Source organism: Almyronema sp., from assembly GCF_052168255.1.
Lineage (GTDB): Bacteria > Cyanobacteriota > Cyanobacteriia > Phormidesmidales > Phormidesmidaceae > Sphaerothrix > Sphaerothrix epifaneia.
Genome location: NZ_JBQLZL010000022.1, coordinates 1 through 15,870, shown reverse-complemented (window position 1 = coordinate 15,870; position 15,870 = coordinate 1). Strand labels below are relative to the sequence as shown.

The following is a 15,870-nucleotide window of genomic DNA, read 5'->3' as shown; positions in this document are numbered from 1 at the left end:
AAGTTTATAGCAGCCTGGGTGGGCTACCCCCCCTTAACAGCGGCCAAACTCAGCCCTCATTCTAACGAAAACACAGCTAGCACAGCCTTTCAACCTCCGTTCGCCTGGAAGCAACGGGCGATCGCCAAATTTTGCAAGTCCAATAATCAGGAGGCTACTCCATGAAATCTTCCTTAGTGATTCTCTATCACCGAGAACCCTACGACGAAGTCAAAGAAAACGGCAAAATCTATTATCGGGAGAAAAAGAGTCCAAACGGCATTGTGCCAACGTTAAAAAGCTTCTTCGCCAATGCCGAAAGCAGTACCTGGATTGCCTGGAAGCAAGTTGTCAGCAAAAAGCAAGTTAACTTTGAAGAGCGGGTAACCATGGAAGGGGGCAGTGAGAGCTGCGTTGTGCGTCGCATCCCCCTCACCCCTGAACAGGTCAAAGACTTCTACTACATCACTTCAAAAGAAGCCTTCTGGCCCATTTTGCACTCTTTCCCTGAGCACTTCACCTACGAAAGCTCTGACTGGGAGAACTTTCAGCACATCAACAAACTTTTTGCCGAAGCCGCTTGTGAAGACGCTGCTGACGATGCCCTCATCTGGATTCATGACTACAACCTGTGGTTGACGCCTTACTACATTCGGCAAAAAATGCCGAATGTCAAGATTGCCTTTTTCCATCACACGCCTTTCCCGGCCGCTGATGTCTTCAACATCTTGCACTGGCGGACAGCCATCGTAGACAGCTTGCTTTGCTGTGATCTCTGCGGCTTCCATATTCCTCGATATGTTGAAAACTTTGTTTCAGCCGCCCGTAGCTGCCGCGAAGTCGAAGTCGTCACCCGTACCCCTGTGCCAGACTGCTTTACCCACGTCGGCACAGCTTTGGCTGAGCCAGAAATGACCACTCAACTCAGGTACAACGATCGCATTATTAACCTCGATGCTTTTCCGGTCGGTACCAACCCTGACTACATCCTCAGCATGGTGAACAAACCCGAAGTGCAAGAGCGGGTTCAGCAAATTCGAGATGACATTGGCGACAATAAGCTAATCGTCTCTGCCGGACGGGTGGACTATGTCAAAGGTACCCGAGAAATGCTGCTTTGCTACGAGCGGTTGCTAGAGCGCAAGCCAGAGCTAATCGGCAAAGTTAACCTGATTATGACTGCTGTTAAAGCAGCCTCAGGTATGCGGGTTTATCGTACCGCCCAGTCGCAAATTGAACAGCTCGTCGGTAAAATCAACGGTCGTTTTTCTAAGCTCAACTGGATGCCGATTAAGCTTTTTACCGAACCTGTGCCGTTTGATGATCTGATGGCTTTTTACAAAGCTGCCGATGTCGCCTGGATTTGCCCTTTGCGCGACGGCTTAAACCTGGTAGCTAAAGAATACATTTCAGCCCATGAAGGCAAAGACGGTGTGCTGGTGCTGTCGGAGTTCACGGGTTCAGCGGTGGAACTGCCCCAGGCCGTTTTAACCAATCCCTACTCTGACAAGAGCATGGACGAATGTATTGAGCAAGCCCTCACCATGTCGGCAGAAGAACAAGCTCAGCGGATGACTCAGCTTAATAAGGCGGTTAGACGCTACGACGTGCAGCAGTGGGCTAATCACATGTTCCGGGAAGCCAAAGCTGCTGAGACAAGCGATCGCGAACCTGCCCTGGTCTAAACAGCTACAGGCCAACATCCGTCAACGCGGTAAGGTGAGCCATGCCCGCCCTACCGCGAACAGCTTAATTTTGGGGGATCGCACCCGAAGCAGCAGGTGACGGCCCAAGCTCAATCCATCTTGCAGAGAGTAGCCCAATCAAAAACCGCAAAAACGGCTTAACCCACCTAAGGACTGGAGATCCAGCCAGAGAGTGACGCCAGCACCCAGATTAGAAGGTTAGAGTAAAACGGGGCACCGCTGGCCACCCTTCTTAGTCGTATTCAAAAATAGACGCTATGCGCGATTTTCAAACGATCCAAAATACAGCCTTTGATCTGATCATCATTGGCGGCGGTATCAACGGAGCCGCAGTCGCTCGCGATGCCGCTTGGCGAGGTCTAAAAACGATTGTTGTTGACAAAGAAGACTTTGGTGGAGGCACAACCAGCTGGTCTACGCGCTTAGTACATGGCGGATTGCGGTATCTCGAATATTTTGAATTTCACCTGGTAAGAGAGTCGCTGAAAGAGCGAGAAGTTTTGCTCAATGCAGCACCGCACTTGGTCAAACCAATTCAGATGACGATTCCGATTTATGGCAGCGGTTCTCGTAGCTATTGGGAAATTTGGGCGGGGATGATGTTGTACGACGTCCTCAGCTTCGACAAAACCCTGCTGAATCACCGCATGCTGCCAGCTAAAAAAGTGCGGCAGCTTTTTCGCTCGGTTAATCCAGAAGACTTGAAGGGAGCCGCTCAATACTATGATGCTCAGGCGGAGTATGCTGAGCGGTTGTGTTTAGAAAATATTTTGTCGGCTGAGGAGGCAGGCGCAACGCTACTCAATTACGTTACGGTTGTGGAGATTCAGCGCCAAGATGAGCGAATTACCAGCTTGGTGTGTGAAGACCAGCTAAGCGGCGATCGCTTTACCATTAAAGGCACTGACCAAGCCGTGGTGATTAATACCTCCGGCCCTTGGGTAGATCAGGTTTTGGGCTTGGGGCGGCGCGGCGATCGCCAAGCCCCCATCGGCCAAGACAAAAAGATGGGGGGAACCAAAGGCAGCCACATCATTGTCGATCCGTTCCCAGGTGCCCCCGATACCGCTTTATACGTAGAAGCGGCTTCTGACGGTCGGCCTTACTTTATCGTGCCGTGGCTAAACATGTATCTAATTGGCACCACCGATTTACGGTACACAGGCGACCTAGACCGGGTCAAAGCCAACGACGACGAAATCGATTACCTAATTAGCGAAACCAATCGAGTAGTGCCCACGGCGCACCTGACTCGCAAAGAGATCAAATTTACCTATTCAGGGGTGCGGCCTTTGCCCAACGCCGAAGGCAAAAAGCCCGGTAGCATCACCCGCAAGCATATTCTCTTTGACCACAGCAAAGAAGGCGTGAGCAACCTCATCTCGTTAATTGGCGGTAAACTCACCACCCATCGCCAGGTGGGCGAAGAGATGGTAGACCTGGTTTATCGCAAGTGGAAACAGCCTGTACCAGAGTGTGTGACCGATAAGCAGCGCCTACCGGGTGCCATTATGCCAGATGCGCCTGAAATCGATGCTGCGTTAGAAACTTACGGCGATCGCGTCGCGGCTGAGTCCATTCATCATTTGTTTTTGATCTATGGCGCTAGGGCACCGCAAGTATTGGCGCTGGTAGATGAGGCTGCCGACTTGGGCGAAAAAGTAGTTGATTATTTGCCCGATATCAAAGCGCAAGCTGTCTACGCTGTGCGGGCTGAAATGGCGCACACCCTAGCCGATATTTGCCGTCGTCGCACAACCCTATCTATGCAGGCCAACTACGGCTTTGACGCACTGCCAGCTGTTTTATCAGCGCTGCAACAGCACTGCGGCTGGAGTGAAGCTAAATGCGATCGCCAGAGCGAAGCATACCGTCAGTTTATGGCAGAAAACTGCATTCCTGACTATTTGTTAGCGTCGCCAGAACTAACGCGAGAGCTACAGCCTACAGCCTAAAAGCCTGGGCTGAGAATACCGCGAGGTGATTTAGTCAAAGCCGCTCTGTGGTTATCGGTTTCACCTCGCGATCGCCTCTGCCGTTTTATAGAAGCAAGACAGAAGCAAAATGAAAGATTTTCTGTCAGCAGTTTGCAGCCCTTTAGAGGGTTCAACCCTGGTGGCTACCGCCATCTAAATTTTCTTTTAGATTTTTCTATAGATCTATAGAGGTAGCCGCCACCGGGATCAGCTAGGTTAAGCCTGTCATTTTGCTCATCATCAAGGTTATGGTATCTGCGCCAATAAAATCCGCCCAGTCTGCTAAGGTCATAAGCAATGCAGCATTAAAAACGCAAACCGTGAATTTAACCGTATTGGGTGCAGGCGCTTGGGGTTCAGCGCTAGCAGCGCTAGCCTCTCGTAATCAGCACAACGTTAGCGTCTGGTCGCGTCGCAGTGAGCTATCGTTAGCAGACGCGGTCAAAGGGGCGGATGTCATTTTATCGGCCATCTCTATGAAAGGCGTCGCCGAACTGGCCAATCGCTTAAATACCGAAGTAGCGGTACCCGAGTCGGCCATCATTGTTACCGCCACCAAAGGGCTAGACCCGGCCACCACCCGAACACCTTCTCAGATTTTTACTGAAACCTTTCCGACTCATCCGGTCGTCGTCCTTTCTGGGCCTAACCTTTCAAAAGAAATTGAAAAAGGCTTACCAGCCGCCACTGTTGTCGCTAGCACTGATGAAGCGGCAGCGACTCAGGTGCAAACCCTATTTGCCTCCGACAGCTTTCGCATTTATACCAGCCCCGATCCGCTGGGAGCCGAATTAGGCGGCACGCTTAAAAACGTGATTGCGATCGCCGTTGGAGTCTGCGACGGCCTGAACTTAGGAACCAATGCCAAAGCAGCATTGATGACGCGGGCAATGCCAGAAGTCATTCGTATTGGCACCCATTTGGGAGGGCAAACAGAAACTTTTTTTGGTCTGTCCGGTTTAGGCGATATGCTCGCTACCTGCACCAGCGTTTTAAGCCGCAACTATCGAGTGGGTTACGGGTTAGCGGTTGGTAAAAAGTTAGAGCAAATTTTGGCGGAATTGGGTAGCACAGCTGAAGGGGTCAATACCGCAAATGTGCTGATTGAAATTGCCAATCGCGAAGAAATCCCGGTGCCCATTTCGCGACAGGTTCACCGTTTGCTCAACGGCAAGATCACACCGCAAGAAGCGGTAGAAGCGTTGATGGAACGGGATCTCAAGCCTGAAGTCTGCGATCTATTTTAGCCAACTGGGTCATTCTAGCGCCTGGTGTAACCACCGCTAGGATGGCTACAGTGTTGATCTGACGTTCTCTTAATAAAAGCTATGCTTTGCCAATCTCCTTTGCATCCGCCGCCCTGCCATCTCATGAAAGGGGTGATGTGTCGTTAGAGGAGCGTTGTGAAAAAGGCATTTTTGAGTTTCTGGCAGCTCTGGAATATGAGCTTCGGCTTTTTTGGCATTCAGTTCGGCTGGGGACTGCAGATGGCAAATACCAGCGCCATCTTTGAACATTTAGGGGCAGATGCGCATCAAATTCCTATTTTGTGGCTGGCGGCACCGCTCACTGGGCTGGTTATTCAGCCGATTATTGGCAATTTAAGCGACAACACCTGGGGGCCACTAGGACGAAGACGACCCTATTTTTTAGTGGGAGCAATTTTTAGTTCCCTGGCGCTCATCGCCATGCCCAATGCTTCTAGCCTGTGGATGGCGGCTGGGCTGCTCTGGATTTTGGATACCTCTGCCAACGTCAGCATGGAGCCATTTCGCGCTTTTGTCGGCGATCTACTCCCCCCTGAGCAGCGCACCAAAGGCTTTGCCATGCAGAGTTTGCTGGTGGGGTTAGGTTCAGTGCTGGCGTCGGCTTTGCCCTGGTTACTGACTCACGGGCTAGGGGTCAGCGCGATCGCGACGCAGCCTGCCATTCCCCCGGCGATTAAGCTTTCTTTTTATATCGGTGCCGCCGTTTTTTTAGGCACGGTGCTATGGACGGTGTTAACGACACCAGAGTATCCCCCCAAAGACATGAGCGCCTTTAAAGCTCAGCAAGAGCGGCGCTTGGGTATCGGCTCTACCTTTCGAGAAATTGGCACCGCCCTTAAACAAATGCCGCCAACTATGCGGCAGCTGGCCTGGGTTCAGGGTTTTAGCTGGCTGGGCATGTACTGTATGTTTTTGTACTTTCCGCCAGCGATCGCCCGCAATATTTTAGGCGCAGTCGATGAAGCGTCTCCTCTCTATGCTGAAGGTATTGAATGGGCAGGTTTGTGCATTGCTATGTACAATGCCGTGTGTTTTGCCGCCTCGCTGATGTTGCCTAAAGTTGCGGCTGCTACCAGCCGCAAAACAACCCATGCCCTTTGCCTGGTGTGCGGAGGCATCGGGTTGATTTCGCTCGGCTTTATTCACAATCAATATTTAGTATTGCTGCCGATGGTGGGAGTGGGCATTGCTTGGGCCAGTATGTTAGCAATGCCGTACGCCATGTTAGTGGGTTCATTGCCACCCAAAAAGAGCGGCATTTACATGGGTATTTTCAACTTCTTTATTGTGCTGCCCGAAATTGTGGCTTCGCTGTTACTGGGCTGGGTGATGATCCAGTTTTTGCACGACAATCGGCTAATGGCCGTGGTGCTAGGCGGCGTTTTTATGCTGATAGCAGCTTTGCTAACCCAGCGGGTGCAAGAAACGGCTAAAACGCCACCCGCCGCTACAGCTTTACCCATCTCGGATGCTGTTGCCTTCTCCCTAAAAACACCAGCGCTAGAAAACGCGGCTGCCGCTGTCGATAGCGAATCGGTGGCCGAACCCCGCTAGGGGGTATCGGTAGGCAAACCAACGGGTTGCTCGGTCGGCTGGGGCGAACTGGCAGCATCGAGGGGTGGCTCTAAATCAGAGGGGCTAGCGGTTGGCTCGTTAGGGCGATCGCTGGGGGTCGATAAGGCGGGCTTAGCCTCAATTAAACGCTGCTGTAAGCGGCGAAAGCGATTGAAAAACTGGCGCGAGTCACCTGCAGAGGGCGCTTCTGCCGCTGGCGCTGGCTCAGTTGGCGCTGGCGGAAAATCTTCAATGATTTCTACGGGCATCTCTGCCGGATCGGGCAGCGCTGGCTCAATCGAGCTTTTAGGCAAAGTATCGGTTGCTGGGTCTACCTCAGGTGGCGTTGGCATAGGTTCACTGGTCGGCGCTGGCTGAGGAGGAGTGTTAGCAGGCTCATCAGAGTGCGCGTTTGCCGTTGGCTCAGCCGGGAGGGACACCTCCGTTGGTGCCGACGGCTCAGTCAGCGTTTCTGGAACAGCTTCAGCCGCCGTTGAGTCATCCGGCAATAGCTGGGGAAGAGCGCTGGCAGGCGGCTCGGTGGGAACAGGCTGTAAGCGAAAGTCAGCAGGCGCTTCAAGGTTTTCGGGTTCAGAGATGGCTGGAGCCTCCGGCGGCGGGGACGTCACTGGCGGCGATGAGACAGCCTCTTCCCTATCCGCACTATCGGGTACCCTCTCAGGGGCGGTTGGCTCACTCTCTACTGCTGGCGCTAAAACCTCAGGCTGAGCAGGTTCAGGCTGGGGTTGAATAACTTCGGGTTCAGCAGGTTCTGGCAAGGCTTCAGGTTCAGGTTCGGGTTCGCTAGGGGTAGGAGCAGCGGCTGGTTCCGCTGGAGCAGGCGCAGGGGGTTCGTAGGTGGGGTCAACGATGCCTTTAACTGCCGCCACCGTTAGCTCGTCGCGAACGAGTTGGGATAGCGTATCAGTGCCGCCTGGCTGGTAATCAATCACCCGCACCGTATTGTTAAACGCATTGGCGATCGCCTGCCCCTGTTCGTCTATTAGCTCTAGCTGCAACCAATTTTTACCCGGTTTGAATCCTTTTAAATAGATCGGTTGCCACTGGTCAAAAATAAAGCTCTGGCCATTGACCTGGCAGCGAATCCGCCAGTCGGCAATGTCATCGTCTGCATCAGCCTGAGCAATCAGGTGCAGCGGCGCATTGGTCAAATAGAAGTCGAGCATGATGGGTTCAGCCCCATATTGACCTTGCGGACGGCTGTAGGTGAGCAAGGGGCGATCGCGATCGGGGCGATAGGTCGGCGTCTGAGCATAAATATGAAAAGTCACCTGGTCAAAAGCGCCTTCATTTTTAAAGCTTTCATGCCAGGGACGAGCAGCAAAAACGCGCAAAGTATGGCTTCCAGGTGCCAGGTTCGACAAAAGCACTGGCTCACGGGTGTCGTAAACCGCCTGATAAGGTTGGTCATCGACAAACAAATTCAAATGTGGCCCCAAACCCAAATCTGCATCTTTAAATAAAGGCAAATCTCGCACCTGCAAACGCACCGTCACCGACTGATCTTGAAAAACCTGATCGCGGCGAGGTGAAACAATTTTGACCTGAGGTTGGTAAATTTCTAGCAACTGCCCCAAGGCTTGCACCGTCTGCGGCGGCGAAACCTCCGAAATCCCTCCCGTCAGGCGATTAGGCTGCTCGGTCGGCTCACTGAGTAGTTGCTGTGGCTCAGGCGGGCGATCGCTACAGCCCACCCCCCCTAGACTGACGCCAAGTATTAGTAAAAAACTGAATAAATATCGCCATCCCTGCTGTCGCCAACTCATCCTCTTTACCTTTCTTTTGTGACCCACAAAGCCTAAATAGTCTCCATACGGCACTATAGCGGATTGCCAGTTACCGCTTGAGCACGATTCGGCTAAAGACTCTCATAGCAACCCTCTCACGGATTGACCGCAAATTGATACTTGATAAGTGCAGCTTAAGCAAGCAATAAGTATTAATGAGTCAAAATAGCCGCAACCTTACGAGACTTTGTGACTCTTTGTGCTACGCAAAGAAAGTTATTGAGATTTGTTAATAGAAAGCATGTTAGACATCAATTTCGTGCTTTCTCTGACCTCACAAGCCTCATGTACTCAGGATTTTCGCAGATTGAATTATTGTTAACCTGCTTAAAAAAAGGTCAGATCACGCGACTATAATGCTCAAGAGCACTCATTCCCGATGGGTCATGTCTTCAAACAGTTCTCCTGACGGAAAGCTCTGAAGATACGACTGATAAAACTCGGATTGAGATCATCTCGTTCTTGTCTAGAGAGAGGAGAGTCTCCATGACAACTACCCCGCGCGAGCGGGAGGCAAAGGCGAAGATCCTAGTTGACAAAGATCCAGTTCCTACTTCCTTTGAGAAGTGGGCCAAGCCTGGACACTTTGACCGGACTTTAGCCCGAGGTCCCAAAACCACTACCTGGATTTGGAATCTCCATGCCGACGCTCACGATTTTGATAGTCATACCAGCGACCTAGAAGATATCTCCCGCAAAATTTTCAGTGCTCACTTTGGTCACCTGGCCATCGTGTTTATCTGGCTGAGCGGTATGTATTTTCATGGCGCTCGTTTTTCTAACTATGAAGCTTGGTTAGCAGATCCCCTTAGTATCAAGCCCAGCGCTCAGGTTGTTTGGCCAATCGTCGGTCAAGAAATCCTGAATGCTGATGTAGGCGGTGGTTTCCAAGGCATTCAAATTACGTCTGGCTTATTTCAGCTTTGGCGCGCTTCTGGCATCACTAATGAGTTCCAGCTTTTCTGTACCGCTATCGGCGGTCTGGTAATGGCAGGGCTGATGTTGTTCGCGGGTTGGTTCCACTACCACAAGCGGGCACCCAAGCTGGAGTGGTTCCAAAACGCTGAATCTATGCTGAACCACCACCTGGCAGGTTTGCTAGGTCTTGGCTGCCTTAGCTGGGCAGGTCACCAAATTCATGTTTCTCTGCCCATTAATAAGCTTTTGGATTCTGGGGTAGCCCCTCAAGATATTCCGCTACCTCACGAGTTCATTTTGGATAGAAGCCTGATGGCTGAGCTGTATCCCAGCTTTGCCCAAGGTTTGAAACCTTTCTTCACCTTGAACTGGTCAGTTTATTCTGATTTCTTGACCTTCAAAGGCGGCTTAAACCCCGTCACAGGTGGTCTGTGGTTGTCTGATACCGCCCACCATCACCTGGCGCTGGCAGTGCTGTTTATTGTGGCTGGCCACATGTACCGCACAAACTGGGGCATTGGTCACAGCATCAAAGAGATGCACGCAGCCCACCGGGGGCCTTTCACAGGTGAAGGTCACAAAGGTCTTTATGAGATCCTAACGACTTCCTGGCATGCTCAACTGGCGGTTAACCTGGCACTGCTGGGTTCACTGACCATCATTGTGGCCCACCACATGTATGCCATGCCGCCCTATCCGTACCTGGCGACGGACTATCCGACTCAGCTTTCGCTGTTTACGCACCATATGTGGATTGGGGGTTTCCTAATCGTTGGTGCGGGTGCTCACGCAGCCATCTTTATGGTGCGCGATTATGAGCCATCCAAAAACGTTAACAACCTGTTGGATCGGGTGATTCGTCACCGTGATGCCATCATCTCCCACCTCAACTGGGTTTGTATTTTCCTCGGCTTCCATAGCTTTGGTCTGTACATTCACAACGACACCATGCGAGCGTTGGGACGTCCTCAGGACATGTTCTCTGATTCCGCAATTCAGCTACAGCCTGTTTTTGCTCAGTGGGTACAAAACATCCACGCGGCGGCTGCAGGTTCTACCGCACCCAACGCACTTGCTGGCGTTAGCCCAGTGTTTGGGGGCGATATTGTAGCCGTTGGTGGCAAGGTTGCCATGATGCCGATCACGCTGGGAACGGCAGACTTCATGGTGCACCATATTCACGCGTTCACCATTCATGTGACCGTGCTGATTTTGCTCAAAGGTGTGCTGTTTGCTCGCAGCTCTCGCCTAATTCCTGATAAGGGTGATTTGGGTTTCCGTTTCCCCTGCGACGGCCCAGGGCGGGGTGGTACCTGCCAGGTATCTGGTTGGGATCATGTTTTCCTCGGTCTGTTCTGGATGTACAACTCCCTGTCAATTGTGATTTTCCACTTCAGTTGGAAGATGCAGTCTGATGTTTGGGGAAGCGTTTCCGCCAACGGTTCGGTTTCTCACATCACGGCAGGTAACTTTGCAACGAGTGCAATCACGATTAATGGTTGGTTGCGCGACTTCCTGTGGGCGCAGGCCTCTCAGGTGATTGGTTCTTACGGTTCAGCGCTGTCTGCGTATGGCTTGATGTTCCTGGGCGCTCACTTTGTTTGGGCCTTCAGCCTCATGTTCCTATTCAGCGGTCGTGGTTACTGGCAAGAGCTAATTGAGTCAATTGTTTGGGCTCATAGCAAGCTCAAGGTTGCTCCCGCCATTCAGCCTCGCGCTCTGAGCATTACTCAAGGTCGGGCGGTTGGAGTAGCGCACTACCTCCTGGGAGGGATTGCCACTACGTGGGCATTCTTCCTGGCTCGAATTATTGCAGTAGGATAAGAGCGCGGAGGATTCGAAAAGACATATGGCAACTAAATTCCCAAAGTTTAGCCAGGACTTGGCTCAGGATCCGACAACACGTCGAATCTGGTATGGGATTGCCACTGCCCACGACTTTGAAAGTCACGATGGCATGACCGAGGAGAATCTTTATCAAAAGATTTTTGCTTCTCACTTTGGCCATCTGGCAATCATCTTCTTGTGGACCTCTGGTAATCTTTTCCACGTCGCTTGGCAAGGAAATTTTCAGCAGTGGGTCACTGATCCGCTCAATGTGAAGCCCATCGCCCATGCGATCTGGGATCCTCACTTTGGTCAGCCTGCAGTGGATGCGTTCACTCAAGCTGGCGCTTCTGGCCCTGTGAATATTGCATTCTCCGGGGTCTATCACTGGTGGTACACCATCGGTATGCGCACCAATAACGACCTGTATACCGGTGCGGTGTTCCTCCTGATTCTGTCTGCGGTCTTCCTGTTTGCGGGTTGGCTGCACCTTCAGCCCAAGTTCCGCCCCAGTTTGTCTTGGTTCAAGAATGCCGAGTCTCGCCTCAACCACCACCTGGCTGGTTTGTTTGGCGTTAGCTCTTTGGCTTGGACGGGGCACCTGGTTCACGTAGCGATTCCTGAGTCTCGGGGACAGCACGTTGGTTGGGACAACTTTTTGTCTACCCCTCCTCACCCGGCGGGTTTGGCTCCTTTCTTTACAGGCAATTGGGGCGTTTATGCTCAAAACCCTGATACGGCGGGTCATGTCTTCGGGACTTCTGAGGGTGCGGGTACGGCAATTCTGACCTTCTTGGGTGGGTTTCATCCTCAGACTGAGTCTCTCTGGCTGACGGATATGGCTCACCATCACCTGGCGATCGCGGTGATCTTCATCATTGCTGGCCACATGTACCGGACGAACTTCGGTATTGGTCACAGCATCAAGGAGATTCTTAAAACGCACCGTCCGCCCGAAGGGACTCCTTTCGGCGGGGCGCTAGGTAAAGGTCATGAGGGTTTGTATGACACGCTCAACAACTCTCTCCATTTCCAACTGGCGCTAGCTTTGGCTTCGCTGGGTGTGATCACTTCTCTGGTGGCGCAGCACATGTACGCGCTGCCTCCCTATGCCTTCATGGCGAAGTCTTACACCACGCAGGCGGCGCTGTATACCCACCACCAGTACATCGCTGGCTTCATCATGGTTGGGGCGTTTGCTCACGGGGCGATTTTCCTCATCCGTGACTACGATCCTAAGGCCAACGAAAACAACGTGTTGGATCGGGTACTGCAGCACAAAGAAGCGATTATCTCTCACCTGAGCTGGGTTTCTTTGTTCCTCGGTTTCCATACGCTAGGTATCTACGTCCATAACGACGTGATGATGGCTTTTGGTACACCTGAGAAGCAAATCCTGGTTGAGCCTGTGTTTGCGCAGTGGATTCAGGCTGCTCATGGTAAGGCGTTATACGGGTTTGATACCTTACTGTCGAATCCTGACAGTGTCGCTTTTACGGCCTACCCAAATCACGGCAACGTGTGGCTGGGTGGTTGGCTAGATGCTATCAATAGCGGTAGCAACTCTCTATTCTTGACCATTGGCCCTGGCGACTTCCTGGTACACCACGCGATCGCGCTTGGCTTGCACACCACCACTTTGATCTTGGTCAAAGGTGCGTTGGATGCTCGCGGTTCTAAGCTAATGCCGGATAAGAAAGACTTCGGCTACAGCTTCCCTTGTGATGGCCCCGGTCGTGGCGGTACTTGCGATATCTCTGCTTGGGACGCTTTCTACCTGGCGATGTTCTGGATGCTTAACACCATTGGTTGGGTTACCTTCTACTGGCACTGGAAGCATCTCAGCATTTGGTCGGGTAACGTAGCTCAGTTTAATGAGAACTCGAATTACCTCATGGGCTGGCTGCGTGACTACCTCTGGCTGAATTCTTCTCAGCTGATCAATGGGTACAACCCCTATGGCATGAATAACCTGGCAGTTTGGGCTTGGATGTTCCTCTTTGGGCACCTGGTTTGGGCAACGGGCTTCATGTTCTTGATCTCTTGGCGAGGTTACTGGCAAGAACTCATCGAAACCCTAGTTTGGGCACATGAGCGTACGCCACTCGCCAACCTGATTCGCTGGAAGGACAAGCCTGTGGCAATGTCCATTGTTCAAGGTCGTTTAGTCGGTCTGGCTCACTTTACGGTGGGGTATATCCTAACTTACGCGGCCTTCTTAATTGCTTCTACATCTAGTCGATTTGGCTAGCGTGGCAGTTAATTAAATCAGCAAGCCCCCTCAGGTTCGCCTGGGGGGGTTTGTTTTGTTAAGGCTTTGGGGTGGTGATACAGCTAAAGGTTGAAGGCAAAGGACAGAAGGCTGCTTTTTACTTTCAGCAGTTTTTAGATACATAGACAGTTAAAAACCTGAGGTAGGTTCATGTCTGGATTGGGAAAGTAGACAGAAAAAAGAGTCTTTGCCAATCTGTAAGCGATCGCGCTGTCTAAGTTTTTATCGGCGTGGCTAGGGCGGTAATAAAGGTGCGTTTGCTCAACAAAGCACACTTAAAGATCAGCGATCGCATTATTGTACAAAATGTAGTGGTTACGTGCTTATCTTCCGCAGGCTTAGCATACTTAAAAAGACACCAGACATCTGGCAAGATTGCTGTTTCATTTAGGTTGCATGCTCAATCCAGATGAGTGGTTTTTTACTTTCAGCTAGCAATCGTTGCCAGTTCTGAAATTCTTTGAGAGGGGTTTTGGTAAGAATCTCATAATGAACATTTACATCTTGGCTTTTATTTTTGCAGCCATATCTATAAAGCTCTAAGATAACGTCAAGTTCACCTTCAGAAAATCTTCTTTCTTGATTTAGTAGTAGAGATTCATACAGTTCGTCAATCATCTCTGGCGAAGATAGTTGACTAGAGAAATTTTCTAAAGTTTTAAGTCTTAAACCTAAATAATCTAGGCTCTTTTGAGATAAATAGCGATTGGTCAAATAAACCTTGAGTAAATTAGCATAAGAACTATAGAGACACTGAACAAGATCTAGTGAAATATTGATGCCATCTCTATCGAGATATTTAGCCAATACTCTTTCCATTAATGTTTCAGCACTATCAAGCTGTTTAACAATTTCCGTATCTAAATGATGACTCCAGCCCAAGTCTTCAATTTGGTTGATAAAGCTTATGCAATGCTTAATATGTATTTTTACTTTTTCTATCAGCTTGCTTAATTCATTTTTATGTACCTCTGAAATTTTCATATCTAATGATTGAAGTTGAGCACTTAGCCTATCAAGCTTTTGATTAAGTTTATTCAGTTGATGCAGAACTATAGCAATGCCAACTACAGCCACACCAAGCGTAGCACCTGATATCGCAAGATTTATACTCGAAAGGGTTTGAATCTGTTGTGTCAAGGCAATAATTTGATTCAGCTTGGCAGTATCTACCACCATACCCTTTGCGACTCTAGCCGTTTGCAGTGCTGTGCTAGCCATTGCAAGGTATGGGTTAGTGTTAAAAGCACCTGCTGCAAATGGAGCAGCCTGTTCTAAATGAGCTGCGATCGCCATACTATCAGCATATCTGGCAACTCCTCCCGTTATAATTATTTCGCCAGCTTTGTAAGCCGCTTCTAAGTGCTTAGGCAAGCCTACAATAAATTGATAGCTCATTTAATTGCCCTCTCTTCTACAATTAAATCGATTTTGATAGCTGAAAGCATAAATTAGTAAGATAGCTTGAACAAACCGCAGCTTATTTCGTTCACTTTTATAACGAATAGCTGACATTCCTATTCCGAGACTAAAAGCTCCTATGGACAACCCCCAAGCTATAGGTCCTGAAAGACTACTAAGAACTGCTGCTTGTAAAGCTTTTTGTCCAAGCAATGAAACTATGACCCAAGCTATAAATCCTTGAGTCAGTTGTTGGAGCATAATAGCTGAAACTATAGGGATAGCGAAAGGAGTTGCACTGCTCATACTTCCTAAAAGGAAATCGCGGGTAATCTTATCAATTTCTGAATTCGTTAGTTCAATTGAATACTTTTCTAACTCCTCTCTAACAATATCCCTAAATTTTTTCTTCTCTTTCTCACTTGACTCTTTCCATAACAACATGAGAATGTCACGCGTAATACTCTCCATGTTGTCAGGATCATTCAAATCCTTTTTGCAATTCAGCTTTTCAAGTCCTTCTAAAACCTCTTGCTTTCTGCGTTTATTTGAATCTTTAACTTTCTTTTTATTAATGATTTCGTGTATATGATCTTTCCAAAGAGATAAGACTTGAAAAGACTCAACAACAGAGGGAGAATCGCTTTGAGACCTATAAAAATTGGTAAGATTTTCGTTTATTTTTCTCTTTAAGATGGTTTTTATTTTGACCTTTTTAGATATGTCGAGATTATCTGCTGTAAGACGAAGCTGGTATATTTCCAAACTGTCTATAGTTTCAAATAGACTCATACTTAGAAGACTGTTTTAATAAATGATTTTGTAGAGAAAGACTTGATATATACTGCAACCCTAAATAGTAGTATCGAGTCAAAAAGAATATTAGTTTAGCCTTATGCAGGGATATATAGCTTTCCTTATTATCCCCAATCTTCAAAACTTGATCAGCACTTCCCCTTAATCGAAATATGAAGGTTGTGTAAATAAAGTTTGTGAAATTGTAGATTGCCCTTAGCACAGCAAACTAATACCAGCGATCGCTCTATTAACAAAAACCAAAAGCTTTCTCATTCAAATATGGCACAAGTTAAAAAGCGATCGCCCTATAGTTGACGCGATCGCTTAAATAAGGTAGCGTTTCATCTAATGCAGAACTGCGCT

9 protein-coding genes are annotated in these 15,870 nt (G+C 49.6%); 6 read left to right on the top strand and 3 right to left on the bottom strand.

What is annotated here, in order from left to right; translation table 11 throughout:
• The first annotated feature begins 161 nt into the window (after positions 1-161).
• The 4 genes from ggpS (at position 162) to ACTS3T_RS03420 (ending at position 6,483) form a co-directional block, all read left to right on the top strand.
• Entirely contained in the window at positions 162-1,664 is a 1,503-nt protein-coding gene (gene ggpS, locus ACTS3T_RS03435) for a glucosylglycerol-phosphate synthase (RefSeq protein WP_377966707.1), read from the top strand.
• Between the two features lie 278 nt (positions 1,665-1,942).
• Entirely contained in the window at positions 1,943-3,640 is a 1,698-nt protein-coding gene (gene glpD, locus ACTS3T_RS03430; protein ID WP_377966709.1) for a glycerol-3-phosphate dehydrogenase, read from the top strand.
• Between the two features lie 269 nt (positions 3,641-3,909).
• Positions 3,910-4,908 carry an NAD(P)H-dependent glycerol-3-phosphate dehydrogenase gene (locus ACTS3T_RS03425; RefSeq protein WP_377966711.1) on the top strand — a complete coding sequence of 333 codons (999 nt, stop codon included), beginning with the start codon at positions 3,910-3,912 and terminating at the stop codon, positions 4,906-4,908.
• A 195-nt stretch (positions 4,909-5,103) separates the two neighbouring features.
• Positions 5,104-6,483, top strand: coding sequence for an MFS transporter (locus tag ACTS3T_RS03420; protein WP_377966727.1), 1,380 nt, complete (start codon positions 5,104-5,106; stop codon positions 6,481-6,483).
• Here the strand turns inward: ACTS3T_RS03420 and ACTS3T_RS03415 are convergent.
• Positions 6,480-8,270, bottom strand: coding sequence for a hypothetical protein (locus ACTS3T_RS03415; protein ID WP_377966713.1), 1,791 nt, complete (start codon positions 8,268-8,270; stop codon positions 6,480-6,482). The genes ACTS3T_RS03420 and ACTS3T_RS03415 overlap by 4 nt on opposite strands.
• Positions 8,271-8,777: 507 nt before the next feature.
• On the opposite strand from ACTS3T_RS03415, the gene psaA reads away from it, so the two are divergent.
• Both psaA and psaB read left to right on the top strand, forming a co-directional pair.
• Positions 8,778-11,033: a photosystem I core protein PsaA gene (gene psaA / locus ACTS3T_RS03410; RefSeq protein WP_377966715.1), complete on the top strand. Its 2,256-nt coding sequence runs from the start codon at positions 8,778-8,780 to the stop codon at positions 11,031-11,033.
• A gap of 25 nt (positions 11,034-11,058) precedes the next feature.
• A complete protein-coding gene (gene psaB, locus ACTS3T_RS03405) occupies positions 11,059-13,287 on the top strand; it encodes a photosystem I core protein PsaB (RefSeq protein WP_377966717.1) in 2,229 nt (742 codons plus the stop codon).
• Positions 13,288-13,695: 408 nt separating this feature from the next.
• On the opposite strand, the gene ACTS3T_RS03400 is transcribed toward psaB, so the two are convergent.
• Together ACTS3T_RS03400 and ACTS3T_RS03395 are read right to left on the bottom strand one after the other, a co-directional pair.
• Positions 13,696-14,706, bottom strand: coding sequence for a hypothetical protein (locus tag ACTS3T_RS03400; protein WP_377966719.1), 1,011 nt, complete (start codon positions 14,704-14,706; stop codon positions 13,696-13,698).
• Positions 14,707-15,501 (bottom strand): hypothetical protein, encoded by a 795-nt coding sequence (locus ACTS3T_RS03395; RefSeq protein ID WP_377966721.1) that lies wholly within the window; start codon positions 15,499-15,501, stop codon positions 14,707-14,709. It lies immediately after the preceding gene.
• Positions 15,502-15,870: the final 369 nt, after the last annotated feature.

What these genes read in the sequence shown, in the direction of transcription:
- ggpS (WP_377966707.1), top strand. Translation starts at nt 162, where the DNA reads ATGAAATCTTCCTTAGTGATTCTCTATCACCGAGAACCCTACGACGAA.
- glpD (WP_377966709.1), top strand. Translation starts at nt 1,943, where the DNA reads ATGCGCGATTTTCAAACGATCCAAAATACAGCCTTTGATCTGATCATC.
- ACTS3T_RS03425 (WP_377966711.1), top strand. Translation starts at nt 3,910, where the DNA reads ATGGTATCTGCGCCAATAAAATCCGCCCAGTCTGCTAAGGTCATAAGC.
- ACTS3T_RS03420 (WP_377966727.1), top strand. Translation starts at nt 5,104, where the DNA reads ATGAGCTTCGGCTTTTTTGGCATTCAGTTCGGCTGGGGACTGCAGATG.
- ACTS3T_RS03415 (WP_377966713.1), bottom strand. Translation starts at nt 8,270, where the DNA reads ATGAGTTGGCGACAGCAGGGATGGCGATATTTATTCAGTTTTTTACTA.
- psaA (WP_377966715.1), top strand. Translation starts at nt 8,778, where the DNA reads ATGACAACTACCCCGCGCGAGCGGGAGGCAAAGGCGAAGATCCTAGTT.
- psaB (WP_377966717.1), top strand. Translation starts at nt 11,059, where the DNA reads ATGGCAACTAAATTCCCAAAGTTTAGCCAGGACTTGGCTCAGGATCCG.
- ACTS3T_RS03400 (WP_377966719.1), bottom strand. Translation starts at nt 14,706, where the DNA reads ATGAGCTATCAATTTATTGTAGGCTTGCCTAAGCACTTAGAAGCGGCT.
- ACTS3T_RS03395 (WP_377966721.1), bottom strand. Translation starts at nt 15,501, where the DNA reads ATGAGTCTATTTGAAACTATAGACAGTTTGGAAATATACCAGCTTCGT.